Source organism: Dactylosporangium cerinum (assembly GCF_042653625.1).
GTDB lineage: Bacteria > Actinomycetota > Actinomycetes > Mycobacteriales > Micromonosporaceae > Dactylosporangium > Dactylosporangium cerinum.
Genome location: NZ_JBHSIU010000110.1, coordinates 98094 through 119532 on the forward strand (window position 1 = coordinate 98094; position 21439 = coordinate 119532).

Consider the following 21439-nt stretch of genomic DNA (forward strand, 5'->3'; position numbering starts at 1 on the left):
CGTGGAACTGCTCGACAGCCCGATCCGCAGGTACGCATGGGGGTCGGTGACCGCGATCGCCGCCCTGCAGGGGCGCCCACCGACGACCGAGCCGGAGGCGGAGCTGTGGATGGGTGCGCACCCGGCCAGCCCGTCCCGGCTGGCGGTCAGCGGCACGTCCCTGGTCGACGCGATCGCCGCCGACCCGGTCGGACTGCTCGGCGAGTCGGGCGTCGAGCGGTTCGGGCCCCGGCTGCCGTTCCTGCTGAAGATCCTCGCGGCCGCCCAGCCGCTGTCGCTGCAGGCGCATCCGACCCTCGCGCAGGCCCAGGAGGCGCACGCGGCCGGACACCCGTCCTACGTGGACGCGTGGCACAAGCCGGAGATGCTGGTGGCGCTCACCGACTTCGACGCGCTGTGCGGCTTCCGCGACCCGGCCGTCACCGCCGTCGAGCTCGCCGCGCTCGGCGTGCCCGGGCTGGAGGAGACGATCGGGGCGCTCCGCCAGTCCGACCCGGCGGCCGCGCTGCACGACGCGGTGCGCGGCCTGCTCGGCAAGCCCGACCCGCGGCTGGTCGACGAGGTGGTGGCGGCGAGCCCCGGCACGAGCCTGGCCGCCGAGCTGGCCGAGCGCTATCCGGGCGATCCCGGGGTCATCGTCGCGATGCTGCTCAACCGGGTCACCCTGCGGCCGGGCGAGGCGGTCTGGATGCCCGCCGGCAACCTGCACGCCTACCTGCGCGGCGTCGGTGTGGAGATCATGGCGGCGTCGGACAACGTCCTGCGCGGCGGCCTCACCCCGAAGCCCGTGGACGTCGACGAGCTGCTGCGGGTGCTGCGCTTCGAGGTGCTCGAGGACCCGGTCACCCGGCCCGTGGACCTGGCGCCCGGCCTCGTTACGTGGCCGGTGCCGGTGCCGGACTTCACCCTGCACCGGGCGGTCGTCGAGCCGCGGGGCGCGGCGGCGGTCCGGCTGCCGGGCGGCGGGCCGCGGATCGTGCTCTGCGTGCGGGGCGCGGTGCGGGTCGACGACGGCGTGGTGCCGGTGATGATCGAGGCGGGTCAGGCCGCGTTCGCTCCGGCGACGCGCGGCGAGCTCGCGGTGAGCGGCGAGGGCGACGTCTTCCAGGCCGCGACCCCGTAAACCGCAACCGAAACGCGAGTGACTTGTCCGGATTCGTCTTGACATTACGACTGCACACGGTAGTGTTCTGGCTACGCAGGGTTCGGCATTGAGTTCGGGCTCCATGCGGGGGAACCAAACCGGGGGGAAGTAGGGGGCGGTGAGAGCAATCTCACCGCCCCCTACGCTGTCCAAGGGCGGTGAGCGTCCCTTGAGCGCTGCCGCGTACCGTGAGAGGTCGCGCCGCTTGTTGGGCCCTGGCCGCGTCTGGTTGATCAGCGCGGTCCGCGTCGGGCCCACATCCAGATCCGGCCCACAGACCAGGAGACTGCATGACCAGCACGCTGCCGCCGCGGACCAGCCAGGCGGACCGCCCGAAGACCGTCGCCGAGGGCGACTTCAAGGTGGCCGATCTTTCCCTGGCGGCCTTCGGGCGCAAGGAGATCCAGCTCGCCGAGCACGAGATGCCCGGTCTGATGGCGATCCGCCGTGAGTTCGCCGCGTCGCAGCCGCTGCGGGGCGCGCGGATCACCGGCTCGCTGCACATGACGATCCAGACCGCGGTGCTGATCGAGACCCTCGCGGCGCTCGGCGCGCAGGTGCGCTGGGCCAGCTGCAACATCTTCTCGACCCAGGACCACGCGGCCGCCGCGATCGCGGTCGGCCCGGAGGGCACGCCGGAGAACCCGTCCGGCATCCCGGTCTACGCCTGGAAGGGCGAGACCCTGGAGGAGTACTGGTGGTGCACCGAGCAGATCCTGCTGTGGCCGGACGGCGAGGCGCCCAACATGATCCTCGACGACGGCGGTGACGCCACGCTGCTCGTGCACAAGGGTGCCGAGTTCGAGGGCCTCGGCGCGGTCCCCGCGGTGGACACCGCCGACTCGGAGGAGTACGCGGTCATCCTCGGCCTGCTGCACACCTCCCTCGCCGAGGACAAGGGTCGCTGGACCAAGGTCGCCGCCGGCATCAAGGGCGTCACCGAGGAGACCACGACCGGCGTGCACCGTCTCTACGAGATGCACCAGCAGGGCAAGCTGCTCTTCCCGGCGATCAACGTCAACGACTCGGTCACCAAGTCGAAGTTCGACAACAAGTACGGCTGCCGCCACTCGCTCATCGACGGCATCAACCGGGCCACCGACGTGCTGATCGGCGGCAAGGTCGCGGTCGTGTTCGGCTACGGCGACGTGGGCAAGGGCTGCGCGGAGTCGCTGCGCGGCCAGGGCGCCCGGGTCATCGTGACCGAGGTCGACCCGATCTGCGCGCTGCAGGCCGCGATGGACGGCTACCAGGTCGCCACCATCGAGGACGTCGTCTCCACCGCGGACATCTTCATCACCGCGACCGGCTGCCTCGACGTGCTCACCGCCGATCACATGGCGCAGATGAAGCACCAGGCGATCGTCGGCAACATCGGCCACTTCGACAACGAGATCGACATGGCCGGCCTGGCCAAGCGCTCCGACGTCAAGCGGATCGTCATCAAGCCGCAGGTCGACGAGTGGAAGTTCGACGACGGCCACTCGATCATCGTGCTGTCGGAGGGCCGCCTGCTCAACCTGGGCAACGCGACCGGTCACCCGAGCTTCGTGATGTCCAACAGCTTCAGCAACCAGGTCATCGCGCAGATCGAGCTGTTCACCAAGCTCGAGGACTACCCGATCGGCGTCTACACGCTGGCGAAGCACCTCGACGAGAAGGTCGCCCGGCTGCACCTGGACGCCCTCGGCGTCAAGCTCACCGAGCTGACCAAGAAGCAGGCCGAATACCTCGGCATCCCGGTGGAGGGTCCCTACAAGTCGGACCACTACCGCTACTGAGCTCCGGTTGAAAGGGCCCTGTCGCATCCGCGACAGGGCCCTTTTGCTGTGCACTTCTACAACTTGTAGAACTCCTGGACCAGCCGCTAAGGTAAAGCTGACCTAAGTAAGGTTCGGCTAACCTGCGGAGCGACCGATGACCGCCATCTACCTGATCGGCCTCCGCGAAGGCCTCGAAATCACCTTGGTGGTCTCGATTCTGGTCGCGTTCCTGGTCAAGAGCGACCGCGGGCACCTGTTGAAGTTCGTGTGGGCCGGCGTCGCCGCGGCCGCACTGCTGTCCATCGGCTTCGCCGCCCTCCTCGAGGCGGGCGCGGCAACGCTGAGCTTCGAGCAGCAGGAGTTGTTCGAGGCGTGCGCCTCGTTCGCCGCTGTCATCTTCGTCACCTGGATGATCTTCTGGATGCGCCGGATGGCCCGCCGGATGGCCGCCGAGCTGCGCGGCCGGCTCGAAGAGGCGATCCAGGTCGGCGCGTGGGCGATCGCCGGCATGGCCTTCCTCGCCGTGGTCCGTGAGGGCCTGGAGACCTCGATCCTGTTCTACGCGGCAGCGCAGGGCACGAAGGACTCCGCGCAGCCGCTGATCGGCATCAGCCTCGGCCTGCTCACCGCGGTGGTGCTCGGCTGGCTGCTCTACGCCAGCGCGGTCCGCATCAACCTGACCCGCTTCTTCACCTGGACCGGCGCGCTGCTCGTGCTCGTCGCCGCCGGGATCTTCAAGTACGGGGTGCACGACCTGCAGGAGAGCGGCGTCCTGCCGGGCATCAACACGCACGCATACGACGTGACGGGGGTGCTGCCGCCGGACGCGTGGTACGCCGAGCTGCTCCGCGGCATGTTCAACATCACGCCGCAGCCGACGGTCCTGGAGACCGTCGCGTGGCTCGGTTACGGGATCCCGGTCCTGGTCCTGTTCCTGCTGCCCCTGCTCAAGAAGGCCCCGAAGCCGGCCGCCGAGCCGGCCGGCGCCGCCACCTCCGCGTAACGCACCCTTCCCCCTTTCGTAGGAGAACCATGCGTAAATCAGCCCTGATCGCGGTGAGTGCCGGCACGGTCGCCGCGCTGACCCTCGCCGGCTGCGGCGACAGCAAGGACGACGCGGCCGCGCCGGGCGCCGCCGGCACCGGCAAGATCGCCGTCACGGCGACCGACACGGAGTGCAAGGTCGAGAAGACCGAGACCACCTCCGGCCCGGTGACGTTCACGATCAGCAACAAGGGCGCCAAGGTCACCGAGTTCTACGTCTACGCCAGCGGCGACCGGATCATGGGCGAGGTCGAGAACGTGGCCCCCGGCCTGAGCCGCGAGCTCATCGTCGAGCTGCCCGCCGGCACCTACGAGACGGCGTGCAAGCCCGGCATGAGCGGCAAGGGCATCCGGGGCGGATTCAAGGCCACCGGTGACACCAAGCCGCTCACCGACGACGCGAAGCTCGCCCAGGCGGCGCAGGACTACCAGCGGTACGTGAAGAGCCAGACCGGCGCGCTGATCGACAAGACCACCGAGTTCGTCACCGCGGTCAAGGGCGGCGACATCGAGAAGGCCAAGACGCTCTTCCCGATCGCCCGCACGTACTGGGAGCGCATCGAGCCGGTCGCGGAGAGCTTCGGCGACCTCGACCCGGCCATCGACGCCCGCGAGGCGGACCTGGAGGCGGGCCAGGAGTGGACCGGCTTCCACAAGATCGAGAAGGACCTCTGGGTCACCAAGGACGTCAGCAAGTCCGGCCCGACCGCCGACAAACTGCTCGCCGACGTCAAGACGATCGTCGACAAGGCCAACACGGTGCAGCTGTCCCCGCTGAACCTGGCCAACGGCGCCAAGGAACTGCTCGACGAGGTCGCCACCGGCAAGATCACCGGTGAGGAGGACACCTTCTCGCACACGGACCTGTGGGACTTCGCGGCCAACCTCGAAGGCTCCCGCGCCGCGATCGCCGCGCTCCGCCCGGTGATCGCGGAGAAGGACGCCGCACTGGCCAAGACGCTCGAGGACAAGTTCGCCGCCGCCCAGGCCGAGCTCGACAAGCACCGCAACGGCGACGGCTGGAAGTTCCACAACGAGCTGTCCGAGGCCGACCTGAAGGCCCTCGCCGACTCGATCAACGCACTCGCCGAGCCGATCAGCAAGGTCGCCCCGCTGGTCGCGTCCAAGTAGTACCCCCCGGCCCCGGTCTTTCGCTGGAAAGGCCGGGGCCGCCCACGGAAGGGACGAGAAATGGATCGCCGCAAGATGCTCGGCCTCGCCGGCGCGGGTGCCATCGGCGCCGCGGCCGCGGGTGTCGCAGGTGCCACGCTGATCGACGGCGCCACCCACCCCGCGCAGGCCGCGGACGCGGGCGCGGCGATCCCGTTCTACGGCGAGCACCAGGCCGGGATCGTCACCCCGGCCCAGGACCGCCTGCACTTCGTCGCCTTCGACGTCATCACCGACAAGAAGGCGGAGCTGCTCGACCTGCTGGAGAAGTGGACCATGGCGGCCGCGCGGATGACGTCCGGCCGCGACGCCGGCAGCATCGGCGCGGTCAACGGCGCCCAGGAGGCCGCACCCGACGACACCGGTGAGGCGATCGGCCTGCCGCCGTCGGGGCTGACGCTGACGATCGGGTTCGGGCCGACGCTGTTCCGCACCGCGGAGGGCAAGGACCGCTTCGGCATCGCGGACCGGCGCCCGGCCGCCCTGGCGGACCTGCCCCGCTTCGCCAAGGACGCGCTCAAGCCGGAGATCTCCGGCGGTGACATCTGCATCCAGGCGTGCGCGCACGATCCGCAGGTCGCCGTGCACGCGGTGCGCAACCTGGCCCGCATCGGCTTCGGGGTGGTCAGCGTCCGCTGGACGCAGCTGGGCTTCGGGCGTACCTCGTCGACCTCCCGTGGCCAGGTGACCGCCCGGAACCTGTTCGGTTTCAAGGACGGCACCGCCAACCTGAAGGCCGAGGACACCCAGTTGCTCAAGGAGCAGCTGTGGGTGCAGCCGGGTGACGGCGCGGAGTGGATGACGGGCGGCTCCTACGTCGTCACCCGCAAGATCCGTATGCTCATCGAGACGTGGGACCGCACCTCGCTCGGCGAGCAGGAGGCGATCATCGGCCGGACCAAGGGCGAGGGGGCGCCGCACGGCGGTAAGGCGGAGTTCGACCTGCCGAGGTTCGACGCGAAGGGTGCCGACGGGGAGCCGCTCATCGCGGCGGACGCGCACGTGCGACTTTCGCACCCGGACGCCAACGACGGCGCCAGGCTGCTGCGCCGCGGCTATAACTTCGTCGATGGCTCCGACGGGCTCGGGCGCCTCGACGCCGGGCTGTTCTTCATCGCGTACCAGCGTGATCCGCGCCGCCAGTTCGTGCCGGTGCAGACCCGGCTCGCGCGTCAGGACACTCTGAACGAGTACATCCGCCATGTGTCAAGTGGTTTGTTCGCCTGCCCTCCGGGCATCCGTGCCGCCGACGACTACTGGGGTCGGGCACTCTTCGCGTAGATTCGACACATTTGAACGCGTGTTTCTCGGATATTTCGGGCGCAAGTCGGCAAGATCTAATTTCACCATCTGTAACTTAGGGACTTCGGAACGTCCATTTCGGTAGGCAAATGGTCAGGCAACAGTCCGCATAACGGGACAGTTACGAATCTCTACATCCTCTATGCAGGTAGCCCCTCGCGTCGTTTCCTTTAGGCACCACAACGCAGCCCGGTTGGCCCACGGTCGTGCCCGCGACCGCGGACTCCATCGTGGCCAGGGCTGTCGTTCCTGACTGGAGGAGACATGCGCACGAGATCGAAGGGGCTTACCGGCCTCATCGCGGTCGCGGCGGCTTCGCTGCTCACGTTGACCGCCTGCGGTGGCGGGAGTGAGAGCAACAAGGAGACGCCGACGTCCAACGCCGGCTTCGCCGACTGCGAGAAGAGCCCGAACACCTGCAACAGCGGCAACACCAAGCCGGGCGGTGAATACATCTTCGGCCTCGAGCAGAGCTTCACCAGCTGGAACATCAACACTGAAGAGGGCAACACGCTCGTCGCGGCGCAGGCGCTGTCGGGTGTCATCCCCCAGGTCTTCAAGTCCGACCCGAGCGGCACGCTGCAGCTCAACTCCGACCTCCTGGCCTCGGCCGAGCTGACGAACCAGAACCCGCAGACCGTGGTCTACAAGATCAAGCCGGACGCGGTGTGGAACGACGGCACGGCCATCAGCGCCGACGACTTCATTCTTGCCTGGAAGCAGAACTCCGGTAAGAAGGAGCACTGCAGCGAGTGCACCCCGGCCAGCACCTCCGGTTACGACCTGATCAAGACCATCGTCGGGTCCGACAACGGCAAGACGGTGACGCTGACCTTCGATGACGGCAAGACCTACGCCGACTGGAAGGGCCTGTACTCCACCGACGGCCTGTACCCGGCCCACCTCGCGACCAAGCAGGGCTTCGACCTGAACAAGCCGGACGGCGTCAACAAGGCCGCCAACTGGTTCAGCGAGACCGTGCCGACCTGGTCCGGTGGCCCGCTGGTGATCGACACGTTCAACAAGGACCAGTCGCTGGTGCTGAAGAAGAACGACAAGTGGTACGGCAAGGTCAAGCCGTCGCTGGACAAGGTCGTCTTCAAGTTCATCATCGACCAGGGCAGCGTCATCCCGGCCCTGAAGAACAAGGAGATCACCGGCATGTCGCCGCAGCCGAACGCGGCTCTGGTGAACGGCGCGGCTGAGACCCCCGGCGTGATCTACCGCATCGGTCACGGGTACCAGTGGGAGCACCTGGACCTGAACCTGAAGAACAAGTACCTGGCCGACGTCGCGCTGCGCCAGGCGATCTTCACCGCGATCAACGTCAAGTCGGTCATCGACAAGACCTACGGCGTGTTCGACAAGGCCGCGAAGCCGCTCGGCAGCCACAACTTCTTCCCGGGCGACCCGAACTACAAGGACGTCGTGTCCCCGACGGGCCAGGGCTCCGGTGACGTCGAGAAGGCCAAGAAGATCCTGACCGACGCCGGTTACAAGATCGAGGGTGGCAAGCTCATCACGAAGACCGGCGAGGCCGTGCCGACGCTGCGCTTCCGCCACACCAAGGGCAACCAGCTGCGTGCCACCACCGGCGAGCTGGTCCAGGCGGCGCTGAAGAACATCGGTCTGGACATCAAGATCGAGGTCACCGAGACGCTGGGCAAGACGCTCTCGACCGCCGACTACGACATGATCATCTTCGCCTGGGTCGGCAGCCCGCTCTACCAGGGTGCGGCCGAGCAGAACTGGGTCACCGGCAACGGCGGCAACTACGGCAGCTACAGCAACGCCGAGGTTGACAAGCTGACCAACGAGGGCGCCCGCTCCCTCGACCCGAAGAAGGCCGCCGACCTGATCAACCAGGGCGACGAGCTCATGTCGAAGGAGGCCTACGTCCTCCCGATCGCGCAGAAGCCCACGCTGACGTTCACCTACTCGGACTACGTCAACATCCGGGACAACGCGACGCAGTGGAGCCCGACGTACAACATCCAGGAGTGGGGCCAGAAAGCGGCCTGACGCACCGGATCTACGGGGACCCCGGACGCCGCGTGCGTCCGGGGTCCTCCCGCACCTGCCAATAAGCGGAGGAAACTCATGATCGCCTATGCGGTGCGCCGGCTCCTGATCGGAATTCCGGTGCTCATCGCTGCCTCGATATTCGTGTTCGTCATCGCCTCGCTGTCGGGCAACCCGATCGACGACATGGAAGCGCGGAACCCACCGGTCCCGCTCGAGACCCGCCAGCTCGAGGCCCACCGGCTCGGGCTCGACAAGCCCCTCGTCCAGCGGTACGTCAGCTGGCTGGGCAACCTCGTCCTGCACGGCGACTTCGGGCAGTCGACCGAGAAGACGCTCAACATCGGCGATCAGATCGGCGACCGGCTGTGGGTCACGCTGCGGCTGGTCTTCGTGGCCATGCTGCTGGCCGTCATCCTCGCCGTGATCTCCGGCGTGCTGAGCGCGGTCAAGCAGTACAGCAAGGTCGACTACGGGTTCACCTTCGTCGGGTTCCTCGCCCTGTCGATCCCGTCGTTCTGGCTCGCGCTGCTGCTCAAGGAAGCCGGCGTCGCGTACAACCAGAGCACCGGCTCGCAGGTCTTCTACACACTCGGTGACCAGGACTACAACCACGACAGCTTCGACACGTGGGGCAAGATCACCGATATCGCGGGGCACATGGTCCTGCCCACCATCTCGCTGACGCTGATCACGTACGCGGCCTGGAGCCGGTACCAGCGCAGCGCGATGCTGGAGGTCCTCAACAGCGACTACGTGCGGCTGGCCCGGTCCAAGGGACTGCGCAGCCGCCAGGTCATGGTCCGCCACGCCCTGCGCACCGCGTTGATCCCCCTCGCCACCATCACGGCCGTCGACATCGGCGGGATCTTCGGTGGCGCGGTGATCACCGAGACCGTCTTCAACTGGTCCGGCATGGGCGTCTACCTGCTGGAATCCGTCACCCGGCGGGACGTCAACTCACTGCTGGCCTGGCTGCTCGTCTCCGGCATCGTGGTGATCGTCTTCAACATCATCGCCGACCTCCTCTATGCGGTGCTGGACCCGAGGATCCGTTATGAGTAACTCACTGGCCACCAAGGCCCCCGAGGCCACCCCCGTCCTCACCACCCGCCAGCGCAGCCAGCTGGAGCTCGTGCTCCGCCGCTTCCTGCGGCACCGCCTCGCCGTCGGCAGCCTCGTGCTGTTCCTGCTCATCGTTTTGTTCGCGTTCGTCGGTCCGCTGCTGTGGAAGTACGACTACGCCTACATCGACGGCCCCAGCTTCTCCCCGCCCTCGGCGGAGTACCCGCTCGGCACCGACCAGGCCGGCCACGACCTGCTCGGCCAGAGCATGCGCGGCACCCAGCAGTCGCTGAAGATCTCGCTGCTGGTCGCCCTGATCGCCACCACGTTCGGCTCGCTCTGGGGTGCAATCGCCGGCTTCTACCGCGGCTGGGCCGACGGCCTGCTCATGCGCATCGCCGACGTGGTCCTCACCCTGCCGAGCATCGCCATCGCGGTGACCCTGTCGGTCAACCTCCAGGGCGGCGCCAGCTGGTGGGGCCTCGCCCTCGTGCTGTCGTTCCTGGCCTGGGCCGGCATCTCCCGGGTGGTCCGCGGCGTCGTGCTGTCCCTGCGCGAGCAGGAGTTCGTCGAGGCGGCCAAGGCGATGGGCGCCAGCGACTTGCGCATCATCGTGCGGCACCTGCTGCCCAACGCGCTCGGCACGATCATCGTCGCGGCGACGGTGACGATCGCGACCACGATCCTCGCCGAGACCGCGCTGTCCTTCATCGGCTTCGGCGTGCAGCGCCCGGACACCTCCCTGGGCCTGCTCATCAACGACGCCAAGCTCTCCGTGCAGGACCAGCCGTGGCTGTTCTACTTCCCGGGCCTGTTCATCATCCTCATCGCGCTGACCGTCAACTTCATCGGTGACGGCATGCGCGACGCGTTCGACCCCCGACAGACACTGGTGCGCCGATGACCTCCATCGAACTGAACACCCGTCCCAGCGCGACCGACACCGTCCTGGAGGTCGACAACCTCTCCGTCTCGTTCCCCACCGAGGACGGCCTGGTCAAGGCGGTCCGAGGGGTGTCATACACCCTCCGGCGCGGCGAGACGCTGGGCATCGTCGGCGAGTCGGGCTCCGGCAAGTCGGTCACGTCGCTGGCGCTCATGGGCCTGCTGCCCGGCTCCGCGAAGATCACCGGCTCGGCCCGTTTCCGCGGCGAGGAACTGCTGGGCAAGAACGACCGCGAGATGAGCAAGATCCGCGGCAAGAACCTGGCGATGATCTTCCAGGACCCGCTGACCTCGCTCAACCCGGTCTACTCCATCGGCAAGCAGATCGCCGAGGCCGTCCTGGTGCACCACGACGTCAGCAAGCGGGCCGCCTGGGACCGGGCGGTCGACCTGCTCAAGATCGTCGGCATCCCGTTCCCGGAGCAGCGGGTCAACAACTACCCGCACGAGATGTCCGGCGGGATGCGCCAGCGGGTCGTCATCGCCATCGCGATGGCGAACAACCCCGAGGTCATGATCGCCGACGAGCCGACCACCGCGCTCGACGTCACCGTCCAGGCCCAGGTCCTGGAGGCCCTCGAGGCAGCCCGCACCGAGATCGGCGCCGCGCTCGTGCTCATCACGCACGACCTCGGCGTCATCGCCGGGCACGCCGACCGGGTCTGCGTCATGTACGCCGGCAAACTCGTCGAGTCGGGCACCGTCGACGACATCTTCTACCGCCCGCGGATGCCCTACGCCCTCGGCCTGCTCGGCAGCCTGCCGCGCGTCGACGAGGGCCGCGACGCCCGGCTCACCCCGATCGTCGGCACCCCGCCGTCGCTGCTCAACCTGCCGCCCGGCTGCCCGTTCCGGCCCCGCTGCCCGCTCGCCCAGGACATCTGCGACGAGGTCGAACCCGACCTGATCGCGGTCGACGCCGGCGGCCAGCACGCCGCGGCCTGCCACTTCAGCACCCAGCTCGTCGACACCCAGGCCACCGATGTCTTCGCGGTGACCTCCGTCGACGTGGACACCGAAGAGGTCGCGGTGGCCGACACGGACCTGGTCGCCGACACGGACCTGGTCGTCGACCCGGACCTGGTCGCAGGCACTGGCGCTGGCCTTGTCGCTGGCACTGGCGCTGGCACTGGCACTGGCCTTGTCGCAGGCACGAACCCTGTCGCAGGCACGAACCGTGTCGCGGACTCGCCCGAGGAAGCCTCATGACCATCGACACCTCGAAACCGGCCGCGACCGGGACGGTCATCTCCGCCCGTAACCTGGTCAAGCACTTCCCGGTCCGTTCGCGGGGCATCCTGCGCCGGCGGATCGGCGAGGTGCACGCCGTCTGCGACGTCTCCTTCGACATCGGCGGCACCGAGACCCTCGGCCTGGTCGGCGAATCCGGCTGCGGCAAGTCGACCACGGCCCGGCTGCTGCTCAACCTGATCCGCCCGACCAGCGGCGAGGTCCACTACGCGGGCAAGGACCTGGCCCAGCTGTCCCGGTCACAGATGCGGCCGCTGCGCCGCGACCTGCAGATCGTGTTCCAGGACCCGTTCGCGTCCCTCGACCCGCGCATGACCGTCTTCGAGATCATCGCCGAGCCGCTCCGGATCCACGGCCTGTTCTCCGGCGGCGGCGGCGCGGCGAAGGTACGCGAGCTGATGTCCACGGTCGGCCTCAACTCCGAGCACGGTAACCGCTACCCGCACGAGTTCTCCGGCGGCCAGCGCCAGCGCATCGGCATCGCCCGCGCCCTCGCGCTGCGCCCGAAGGTCCTGGTCCTCGACGAACCGGTGTCCGCACTCGACGTCTCCATCCAGGCCGGCGTCATCAACCTCCTCGAAGACCTGCAAAACGAACTCGGCCTGTCCTACCTCTTCGTCTCCCACGACCTGTCCGTGGTCCGGCACATCGCCCACCGCGTCGCGGTCATGTACCTCGGCCGCATCGTCGAGACAGCAACCGTGGAAGACCTGTTCACGAAGGCATCCCACCCGTACACGCAGGCCCTGATCTCGGCGATCCCACTGCCCGACCCGCGCAAGGAACGAGTCCGGCAACGGATCCTGCTCACCGGCGACGTCCCGAGCCCGGTCAGCCCGCCGAGCGGCTGCCGCTTCCGGACCCGCTGCCCGAAGTTCGCGGAGCAGCTCAGCGCGCCGGAGCGCGAGCTGTGCACGAACGAGGTGCCGGCCCTGACCGACCGCGGCCAAGGCCACCGCAGCGCCTGTCACTACGCCGAGGCCGTCAAACTGGTCTAGGCGTCCTCCGCCCGGCCCCGGTCCTGCGCGAACAGGCCCGGGGCCGCGGCCTGTCCGGCCTGCCTGCCTGGCCGTCGAGATCGAAGTCGTGCCCGGGCATGATCCGGAAGACTTCATGTCGCCTGAGTAACCAGAAGTCTTCCGGATCACGACGCAGTGATGACTGTCGACGACTAGACCGAGGAGTACCAGCGCTCAACCGGCGATCTTCCGGCCCGCTGATGATCGAAGGAGCGCCGCGGCCGTCCACGACCACGCGGCTCCTTCGATCAAGCGGCCAAGATCACCCCGTGCTGCGCTACGGGCGATTTGTTCGAAGTTCTGCACACCCGGCAGCATCGAACGGCCGCCCTCGACACGCCTCGGACCGGGACCGCGGGGCTAATACGGCAGCGCGGGGCGCAACGGGTTGGCCGGGTCGGCGGGGCGTGGGGGTGCCTGCTCGAACGGGCCGACGAGCTGGGGGCCAGCCGCCGCGGGCAGTCCCGGCCACACGCTGGCCGACGCCGCCCGGGCCTTGACCAGCTGGGCTGTTGCCCTCCGGTTCCGCTCGGCGATGACGGCCGCGAGATACGCCCAGCCCGGCGCCTCCGGTGGCGGTGGTGGGGTCGTGCACATGGCGACCTCACGGGCGAGGGCCCGGCCCAGGGCCGTGCGGGACGGCTCGGTGATCTCGCGGTTGCGGGCCAGGAAGTGCCGGACGGCGAGGGCCAGGCTGTCGTCGAGTCCGGTCAGGTCCAGCCGCCGCGCCCAGTTCCGCAGCGGCGGCGGCATCGCCGGCACCCAGCCCCAGCTCGCCGGGGTCCGCTCGTGGATGACGATCGTGCCGGCGGCCCAGTCGCCGAGGCGCTTGCCGCTGCGGCCGACCAGCATCGTGCCGAGGCTGGCGACCCACGTGACCACCGGCAGCAGCAGGCCGGGCCACTCCAGGGCCATGCCGACCAGGGCGCGGGTGAAGGAGTGCCGGAAGCGGACCGGGCCGCCGTCGTCGCGGACCACGCGCAGGCCCATCGCGGCCTTGCCGGGGGTGCGGCCGCGCAGGATGGTCTCGAAGACGGCGGGGTAGCCCAGCACGGTGATCACCAGGATGATCGTGAAGATCGCCTGGCCGAGGCCGTCGTCGAAGAGGCCGGCGGTGCTGGTCACGATCTGGAACATCGTCGCCAGCATGACCAGCACGATGAACAGGACGGTCTGCCCGAACGCGTCGATGATGAGGGCGAGCGCCCGGGAGCCGAGCCGGGCGACGCGCACGTCGAGCTCGACGGCCTCGCCGCTGACCAGGCGGTCTCCTGGGCTCTCCGGGGCCGTGGCGATGCTCATGGGCAACAGTGTCCTACAAGGGTGCACCCGGCGGGTGCCGGCGCCGTCTACGCTGCCGTCGTGGACCTGGACGCGTACGTCGCCGAGCACGCCGCGGAATGGCGGCGGCTGGATCAGCTTTCCCGGCGCCGGCGGGTGACGGCGGCCGAGGCGGACGAGTTGGTCGCGCTCTACCAGCGGGCCGCCACGCATCTGTCGGTCGTGCGCAGCCGCTCTCCCGACCCGGCGCTGGTCGCCCGCCTGTCCCGGCTGGTCCTCGCGGCCCGTAACGCGATCACGGGCGCGCCCGCGTTCTCCTGGAGCCGGGTGGGGCACTTCTTCACGGCCGGGTTCCCGCTCGCGGTCTACCGGGCCTGGCCGTGGTGGTCGGGGGTGGCGACGTCGTTCAGCCTGATCGCGTTCGGCATCATGGGGTACGTCGTGGCGAACCCCGAGGTCGCCGACAAGTTCATGGACGACGCGACGATCACCAGGATGATCCAGAGCGACTTCGTCGGCTACTACAGCCAGTTCGCGTCGCAGAACCAGACCCTGCGCGTCTGGACCAACAACGCGGTGCTGACCGCCGAGTGCCTGGCCGGCGGTGTGCTCATCCTGCCGGTCGTGCTCGTGCTGTTCTACAACGCGTTCAACGTCGGGATGACCGGCGGCGTGATGATCGCCTATGGCAGCGGCGACGTCTTCTTCGGCATGATCATCCCGCACGGCCTGCTGGAGCTGACCGCGGTCTTCGTCGGCGCCGGCGTCGGACTGCGCATCGGCTGGGCATGGATCGCGCCCGGCCCGCTGCGGACCCGCGGCCGGGCGCTCGTGGAGGCGGCCCGGGAGGGGATGCTGGTCGCGCTCGGCCTCGTCGTGGTGCTGCTGATCAGTGGTCTGCTGGAGGGCTTCCTGACCCCGTCGGCACTGCCGATGCTGGTCAAGGACGTGATCGGCGCCGTGGTGTGGCTGGCGTTCCTCGCGTACGTGGTGATCCTGGGCCGCGCCGCGGAAGTCGAGGGCGAGTCGACGGACCTGCCGGAGGACCTGACCGAAGCCCCGGTGCCAACGGCCTAGCGGAACGGGAGAAGGATCAGAGCCGACAGGTTCACATTCCGTAGGCGGGAGGTCACCGCTTCGGAGATCGATTAGGTGGGCTGGGTTACGGTGCTTGGGAAGCAGTCAGCCGTCACCGGGCCTGGTCCGATCAACCACGGTCGCCACCTCCGCGAAGGGCCTGGGGCTCTCCTGGTCCGATCAGCCGCGCGAAGGGCCTGGGGCTCTCCTGGTCCGATCGGCCGCGCGAAAGGCCTGCGGTCCGATCGGCCGCGCGCGAAGGGCGTGGGGCTCTCCTGGTCCGATCAACCACGGTCGCCGCCTCCGCGAAGGGCCTAGGCCCCCGCTGATCGGTCCGCGGGTCAGAAGCCTGCCTGGGTCGCGCGAAGCGCGAGGTGGTTCAAGGCCCGGTCCGGAGGTCAGAGCCTGCCGGTGGATTTCGGGGCCTGGTCCGCGGGTCAGAGCCTGCCGGTGGATTTCAGGGCGAGGTAGTGGTCGGTGACCCGGGACGCGAACACGTCGGCCGGGGCGTCGACCACCTCCACGCCGTGGTGGCGCAGCGCGGCGGCGACCCGCTCGCGTTCGGCGAGGGTGCGCTGGGCGGAGGCGGCGGCGTAGACCTCGTCCGGGCCCGCGTCCGGCTGGACCTGGGCGAGCCGGCTCAGGGCCGGGTCGTGCACCGCCGCGACGACGATCTTGTGTTTGGCGGCAAGCTGCGGCAGGACCGGCAGCAGGCCGTCGCCGAGCGCGCCGGGCTCCAGCGCGGTGAACAGCACCACGAGGGCGCGTTTGCGTTCGCGGCGCAGGACCTCGCCGGCGACCAGGCCGAAGTCCGTCTCGACCAGGGCCGGCTCCAGCGGGGCCATCGCGGTGACGAGCCGCCATAGCAGGGTGCTCTTGTCGACGTTGGTCACCGACGCGCGGACCGTGGTGTCGACGGCGAGCAGGTCGACCCGGTCGTCGGCGCGGGCCGCGACGGAGGCGAGCAGCAGCGCGGCGTCCATAGCCGCGTCGAGCCGGGGCTCGTCGCCGATCCTGGCCGCTGAGGTCCGGCCCGTGTCCAGGACGCAGACGAGCCGCCGGTCGCGCTCCGGCCGCCAGGTGCGCACCACCACGTCGGAGCGCCGGGCGCTGCCCCGCCAGTCGATGGAGCGGACGTCGTCGCCGATCACGTACTCGCGCAGCGTGTCGAACTCGGTGCCCTGGCCGCGGCCGCGGGTCACCACCGAACCGTCCAGGATGCGCAGCCGGGCGACCTTCTCCGGCAGGATCCGGCGGGACGCGAACGCCGGGTACACCCGCAGCCGCCACGGCGGTGTCATGGCCTCTGCGGCCCGGCGGGTCGTCTGCCGGTACGCCAGCCGCAACGGACCATAGGCCCGCAGCGTGACCCGGACCGCCGGGCGGTCCCCGCGCCGGGTCGGGGTCACCGTGGTCGTCAGCCGGACCGCCCGGCCGGGGTCCACGCGCACCTCCTGCTCGGTCGGATACGCGCCGGCGGACGGCACCCACGCGTCGCGGACCCGTCCGACGAACGGCCGGTCCGAGCCGTTGCGGACGACCAGTTCGACGCTGCCGGTGTCGCCGAGCCACAGGGACTGGTGACCGGCGCGGGACAGGGTCATCGCCCGCGGCGGCGCGGCGCCGAGGACGTCCACGACGCACAGGATCGCGACCCCGGTGAGCAGGATCGCCGCGCCGAGCCACAGCCAGCTACCGTTCACCGCGTCGCCGAGAGCGACGCCGGTCAGTGCGAGCAGGGCCGTGCCGGCGGCGACGATCGCCGCCGGCCGCCACGTGATCACGCGCGCACCCCGCCGGGCCGGCGGGTCATCGGGGGGTCGGCACGGTGGCCAGGACGGAGTCGAGGACCGCGTCGGCGGTCACGCCCTCCAGCTCGGCCTCGGCCCGCAGCCGGACCCGGTGCCGCAGCGTCGGCCGGGCGAGGGCCTTCACGTCGTCCGGGGTGACGTAGTCGCGGCCGGTCAGCCACGACCAGGCCTTCGCCGCGGCGAGCAGCGCCGTCGCGCCGCGCGGCGAGGCGCCGAGCTCCAGCGACGGCGACACCCGGGTCGCGCGGCAGAGGTCGACCACGTATGCGAGGACACCGTCGGCGACCGAGACCTGCTGCACCGCGGCGCGGGCGGCGGCGAGGTCGGCCGCGGTCGCGACCGGGCGCACCCCGGCGTCACGCAGCTGGCGCGGGTCGAAGCCCTGGTGGTGGGCGCGCAGCACGCCGAGCTCCTCGTCCCGGGTCGGCAGCGGCACGGTCAGCTTCAGCAGGAACCGGTCCAGCTGCGCCTCCGGCAGCGGATAGGTCCCCTCGTATTCGATCGGGTTCTGCGTCGCAGCGACCAGGAACGGGTCCGGCAGCGGCCGGGCCCGGCCCTCGACGGAGACCTGGCGCTCCTCCATGACCTCCAGCAACGACGCCTGGGTCTTCGGCGGGGTCCGGTTGATCTCGTCGGCGAGCAGCAGGTTGGTGAAGACCGGCCCCTCACGGAACTGGAACTCGGCGGTGCGCGCGTCGAAGATCAGCGACCCGGTGACGTCGCCGGGCATCAGGTCCGGGGTGAACTGGACCCGCTTCGTGTCCAGGTCCAGCGCCGCGGCGACGGTGCGCACGAGCAGCGTCTTCGCCACGCCCGGCACGCCTTCCAGGAGCACGTGCCCGCGGGCCAGGAGCGCGATCACCATGCCGGACACCACGGCGTCCTGGCCGACGACGACCTTGCCGACCTCGGCGCGCAGCCGGCCGAGGGCGGCGCGGGCCTGCTGCGGGTCCCCGGCCGGCTCGGGCGCCTGCTTGGCCAGCGGGATAGCGGTGTCGGTCACCGTCGGGCTCCTTCTGCGTCGGGTTGTTCGGTGGTGACGGCCTCGACCAGGGCCTCCAGCTGGACGGCCGCGATGACCAGCGAGCCGTCGTCATCGGGCGGCGCGCCGAAGAGCGTGTTCCTGACGATGTGCTGGGGCCAGCCGCTCGACGCGGCGACCGTGGTGACGATGGTCTCCCGGTCGGTGCCGGGCTCCAGCCGCAGCAGCCGCGCCATCCTGCTCAGCGCGGCGGACCGCAGCGTCGTCAGGGACTCCTCGCGCGCCCTGGCCCGCTGGTAGAGCCGGCCGCGGCCGGTGACCGTCTCGCCGGCGCGGACCACGACGGGCAGCGGCTCCACCACAGGCCCGCCCATTCTGCGTGCCCGGGCGAGGGCGTACAGCAGGAACACGACGGCGAGCAGCACGGCGACGACATAGGTCCACGCCGGGAACGCGTGCCACAGCGGGTTCTGGCGTTCGGACTGCTGGGGCGAGGTGCTCTGCGGTGGCGCGCTCGGCCGCTGCGGCGTGGTCCGCGTGCCGCTGGGGGTGCCGCTGGGACGGTCCGGGCCGGCGGTCTGGGTCGGTCCGGCGGTGCGGGTGGGCTGCAGCGTCGGTCCGCCCTGATACGGGTTCTCCTCCGGCTTCGGCGGCGCTTCCCGGTGGTGCAGGTCGACCCAGACCAGCAGCGGCCGCTCGGTCAGCAGGCCGACGGTGAGTTTCGCGTTGCCGAACTCACCGATCCGGTCGTTGCGGAACGGGTCCGCGGAGCCGACGACCGTCGTCGTGGTCCAGCCCTGGCTGAACACCACGAGCGAGTCGTCGTAGCAGCGGGCGAACTGCTGCTCGGTGGCCCGGTTGAGCGGTCCGTACCGGGTCCGGCGCACCCCGGCCCGGCCGGCGTCGGTCGCGGGCCGGTAGTCGCAGCCGGGCGTGCTCACCCCGCTGGCGAGGGCCCGGTCGGTGCCGCCGATGGGCAGTTGGCCGCGCAGCAGGGTCTCCCGGCTGGGCTCGACGAGCACGATCCGGGTCGAGGACGGCAGCAGCGCCAGCCGCCGCAGATATTCCGGGTGGACGAACTGCGGGGTGGTGAGCAGGATCGTGACGTCGCCGCGGTTCTCGGCCAGGAAGGCGTCGGCGGTGCCGCCGACCCGGGTGACCTTCACCCCGGCCGCTCGCACGCCGTCGGCCAGGGTGCTGGCGCCGATGGCGGCCGTGCTCGCCGGCGACAGGTAGGCGGGGTCGTCCTCGTCGGGCTGCTCCATCTCGAACAGCACCAGGCCGGTCAGCAGGACCAGCAGGACTGTGGCGGGCGGGACGGCGAGCCGCAGCCACCGCCACGAGCGCGGTTTCTTCATGCGTCGACCTCCGCCGCGTACTGCCGCATCAGGGTGTCGTGCTCGGCGGTGGCGGGGAGCTGCCCGTACCAGATGTCGGAGAAGATCCCGGTCGCGCCGCGCAACGGCGGCTCGACGCCCGGTGCCACCACCGCCGCGGCCCGCGCCACCTCGGTGACGGTCATGCCCGGCAGGACCTCGACCGCGCGCCGCTCGACCAGGCCGCGCACGATCGCCCGGAGCCGTTCCCGGACCGCCTCGGCGTAGCGGCCCTCCGCGGCGAGCCGGTCGGCGAGGGTCAGGAACACCGTGGCCGGCACGTCGGGCAGTTCCTCGCCGGCGAGGTCCGCCTCGGTGAGCTCGACCGGCTCCGGCGCGGCCGGCTTCTCCGCTGGCGTGCGGCGCCGCCGCCGCAGACTGGGGAAGCGGGTCAGGATCCAGCGCGGATAGGTGTAGTGCAGCACGCCGACGAGGATCGAGACCAGCAGCAGGACGAGCACCAGCAGCGGCAGCCCGATCCGGGAGGACAGCACCTCCAGGAACTCGGCCCAGGTGCGGGTCATCGCTTCACCGCGCCGAGCACGGCGGCCTGGGCCAGGTCGACGGGGCGCCCGAGCCGGCGGGAGCGGCCGACGGCGACGTCCAGGCCCTCGATCCGCATCCGGCACTCCAGGTAGAGGACCGCGTCGAGGCAGGCGAGCGCGGCGTATCCGACGGTGTTGGCCAGGATCCACACCGCCACGGTCGTGACCTGGCTGAGCAGCGCTTCGCTCGGCAGCACGGTCGCCAGCAGTGCGCTGGTGCCCCAGCCGATGGCCACCCGGATCGCCGCCCATCCGCCGTAGCTGCCCAGCCGGATCGCCACCCCGCGCAGCCCGACCGGGGCGAGGTTGAACGAGCGGGCCAGGGCCGCGCCGGGGCCGACCCGGTCGACCACGAGGGCGGGCGCGGCCAGGCCGATCGCGCCGAAGAAGTAGAACCAGGGCAGCGCCACGATCGCGCTCGGCAGCAGGATCAGGCCGACGGCCACCGCCAGGACGAGCAGCGCGGGCACCCGGCGCCCCCACTGGTGCAGCAGGTCACGGGCCGGCACGGGGACGCCGAGCAGGGCCGGCCCGGCGGCGGCGCCGGTCAGCCCGCCGAGCAGCGCCAGGACGATGCCCTCGATGGTCAGGCCGCAGCAGAAGACCAGCCACCAGAGCCCGCCGTCGTCGCTGCTGAAGATGTCCATCGTGCCGTCCACCCCGGCAGCGGAGCGCAGTGGGAACAGCACCGCCTGCTCGCACAGTGCCAGCACGAACGCGACGATCAGGAGCAATCGGGCATTGACCCGCAGCAACTGCACCGCTGCGTCGAGCAGCTCACCGAACGTGAGCGGACGCAAGGGGATGACGGGGCTGGACTGCTCCACGCGGACACCGTAGTCGGAAGGCGCGAACTGGGCTGTCCGCCCTACCGCAAAGCCGGAAAGTCACCAAGATCGGGCATCGGGTTCCCATCTTCGGGCGTCGAGGTGAAATATTGGACCGCATGAGAGCCCGAGTCCTGGTGGTCGACGACGACCCCGCCCTTGCCGAGATGCTCGGCATCGTCCTGCGCAGCGAAGGCTTCCTCCCCTCCTTCGTCGCGGACGGCGAGCGTGCCCTCGGTGCGTTCCGGGACAGCCGGCCCGACATCGTCCTGCTCGACCTGATGCTGCCGGGGATGAGCGGCATCGACGTGTGCCGGTCCATCCGCGCCGAGTCCGGCGTGCCGATCGTGATGCTCACCGCCAAGAGCGACACGGTCGACGTCGTGCTCGGGCTCGAGTCCGGCGCCGACGACTACGTCATGAAGCCGTTCAAGCCGAAGGAGCTGGTCGCGCGCATGCGGGCCCGGCTGCGCCGCGGTGAGGACGTCGCGCCGGAGATGCTGACCATCGGTCCGCCCGGCAACCAGATCACCATAGACGTGCCCGCGCACACCGTGATGCGCGACGGCGAGGAGGTCAAGCTGACCCCCCTCGAGTTCGACCTGCTGGTGGCCCTGGCCCGCAAGCCGCGCCAGGTGTTCACCCGTGAGGTGCTGCTCGAGCAGGTCTGGGGCTACCGGCACGCCGCCGACACCCGCCTGGTCAACGTGCACGTCCAGCGGCTGCGCGCCAAGATCGAGCCGGACCCGGAGAAGCCGGAGATCATCCTCACCGTCCGTGGCGTCGGCTACAAGGCCGGCACAGGCTGAGTCCCA

General features: G+C 70.2%; 18 protein-coding genes. 12 read left to right on the forward strand and 6 right to left on the reverse strand.

The window, feature by feature from the left end:
• Position 1: 1 nt before the first annotated feature.
• The 10 genes from manA (at position 2) to ACFPIJ_RS54860 (ending at position 12704) form a co-directional block, all read left to right on the forward strand.
• Positions 2–1123, forward strand: coding sequence for a mannose-6-phosphate isomerase, class I (gene manA / locus ACFPIJ_RS54815; protein WP_380127529.1), 1122 nt, complete (start codon positions 2–4; stop codon positions 1121–1123).
• A gap of 311 nt (positions 1124–1434) precedes the next feature.
• A complete protein-coding gene (ahcY, locus tag ACFPIJ_RS54820) occupies positions 1435–2925 on the forward strand; it encodes an adenosylhomocysteinase (protein ID WP_380127530.1) in 1491 nt (496 codons plus the stop codon).
• Positions 2926–3061: 136 nt separating this feature from the next.
• Positions 3062–3910: an iron uptake transporter permease EfeU gene (gene efeU, locus ACFPIJ_RS54825; RefSeq protein ID WP_380127531.1), complete on the forward strand. Its 849-nt coding sequence runs from the start codon at positions 3062–3064 to the stop codon at positions 3908–3910.
• Positions 3911–3939: 29 nt separating this feature from the next.
• On the forward strand, positions 3940–5082 hold the full coding sequence (efeO, locus tag ACFPIJ_RS54830) for an iron uptake system protein EfeO (RefSeq protein ID WP_380127532.1): 1143 nt from the start codon (positions 3940–3942) through the stop codon (positions 5080–5082).
• A 60-nt stretch (positions 5083–5142) separates the two neighbouring features.
• Positions 5143–6402: an iron uptake transporter deferrochelatase/peroxidase subunit gene (gene efeB, locus ACFPIJ_RS54835; protein ID WP_380127533.1), complete on the forward strand. Its 1260-nt coding sequence runs from the start codon at positions 5143–5145 to the stop codon at positions 6400–6402.
• A gap of 285 nt (positions 6403–6687) precedes the next feature.
• Positions 6688–8445, forward strand: coding sequence for an ABC transporter family substrate-binding protein (locus tag ACFPIJ_RS54840; RefSeq protein ID WP_380127534.1), 1758 nt, complete (start codon positions 6688–6690; stop codon positions 8443–8445).
• Between the two features lie 78 nt (positions 8446–8523).
• Positions 8524–9510 carry an ABC transporter permease gene (locus ACFPIJ_RS54845; protein WP_380127535.1) on the forward strand — a complete coding sequence of 329 codons (987 nt, stop codon included), beginning with the start codon at positions 8524–8526 and terminating at the stop codon, positions 9508–9510.
• Positions 9503–10414 carry an ABC transporter permease gene (locus ACFPIJ_RS54850; protein WP_380127536.1) on the forward strand — a complete coding sequence of 304 codons (912 nt, stop codon included), beginning with the start codon at positions 9503–9505 and terminating at the stop codon, positions 10412–10414. The genes ACFPIJ_RS54845 and ACFPIJ_RS54850 overlap by 8 nt, the downstream gene beginning before the upstream one ends.
• Positions 10411–11664 carry an ABC transporter ATP-binding protein gene (locus ACFPIJ_RS54855; protein WP_380127537.1) on the forward strand — a complete coding sequence of 418 codons (1254 nt, stop codon included), beginning with the start codon at positions 10411–10413 and terminating at the stop codon, positions 11662–11664. The genes ACFPIJ_RS54850 and ACFPIJ_RS54855 overlap by 4 nt, the downstream gene beginning before the upstream one ends.
• Positions 11661–12704 (forward strand): ABC transporter ATP-binding protein, encoded by a 1044-nt coding sequence (locus ACFPIJ_RS54860; RefSeq protein WP_380127538.1) that lies wholly within the window; start codon positions 11661–11663, stop codon positions 12702–12704. Before ACFPIJ_RS54855 ends, ACFPIJ_RS54860 begins: the two co-directional genes overlap by 4 nt.
• Before the next feature lie 381 nt (positions 12705–13085).
• On the opposite strand, the gene ACFPIJ_RS54865 is transcribed toward ACFPIJ_RS54860, so the two are convergent.
• Positions 13086–14027, reverse strand: a complete 942-nt coding sequence (locus ACFPIJ_RS54865) for an RDD family protein (RefSeq protein ID WP_380127539.1) — start codon at positions 14025–14027, stop codon at positions 13086–13088.
• A 60-nt stretch (positions 14028–14087) separates the two neighbouring features.
• Between ACFPIJ_RS54865 and ACFPIJ_RS54870 the strand changes: the two genes are divergently transcribed.
• Positions 14088–15083, forward strand: coding sequence for a stage II sporulation protein M (locus ACFPIJ_RS54870; protein ID WP_380127540.1), 996 nt, complete (start codon positions 14088–14090; stop codon positions 15081–15083).
• Positions 15084–15520: 437 nt separating this feature from the next.
• On the opposite strand, the gene ACFPIJ_RS54875 is transcribed toward ACFPIJ_RS54870, so the two are convergent.
• Genes ACFPIJ_RS54875 through ACFPIJ_RS54895 form a run of 5 tightly spaced genes read right to left on the reverse strand, consistent with a single transcriptional unit; the run spans position 15521 to position 20624 of the window.
• Positions 15521–16867 carry a DUF58 domain-containing protein gene (locus ACFPIJ_RS54875; RefSeq protein ID WP_465252351.1) on the reverse strand — a complete coding sequence of 449 codons (1347 nt, stop codon included), beginning with the start codon at positions 16865–16867 and terminating at the stop codon, positions 15521–15523.
• Positions 16868–16892: 25 nt separating this feature from the next.
• Positions 16893–17876, reverse strand: a complete 984-nt coding sequence (locus tag ACFPIJ_RS54880; protein WP_465252352.1) for an AAA family ATPase — start codon at positions 17874–17876, stop codon at positions 16893–16895.
• Between the two features lie 17 nt (positions 17877–17893).
• Positions 17894–19234, reverse strand: coding sequence for a DUF4350 domain-containing protein (locus ACFPIJ_RS54885; protein ID WP_380127541.1), 1341 nt, complete (start codon positions 19232–19234; stop codon positions 17894–17896).
• Positions 19231–19776 carry a DUF4129 domain-containing protein gene (locus ACFPIJ_RS54890; protein WP_380127542.1) on the reverse strand — a complete coding sequence of 182 codons (546 nt, stop codon included), beginning with the start codon at positions 19774–19776 and terminating at the stop codon, positions 19231–19233. Before ACFPIJ_RS54890 ends, ACFPIJ_RS54885 begins: the two co-directional genes overlap by 4 nt.
• A complete protein-coding gene (locus ACFPIJ_RS54895) occupies positions 19773–20624 on the reverse strand; it encodes a hypothetical protein (protein ID WP_380127543.1) in 852 nt (283 codons plus the stop codon). Before ACFPIJ_RS54895 ends, ACFPIJ_RS54890 begins: the two co-directional genes overlap by 4 nt.
• Positions 20625–20743: 119 nt before the next feature.
• Here ACFPIJ_RS54895 and mtrA point away from each other — a divergent pair, with 119 nt between their 5' ends.
• Positions 20744–21433, forward strand: coding sequence for an MtrAB system response regulator MtrA (gene mtrA, locus ACFPIJ_RS54900; protein ID WP_203845362.1), 690 nt, complete (start codon positions 20744–20746; stop codon positions 21431–21433).
• The last annotated feature ends 6 nt before the right edge of the window (positions 21434–21439 follow it).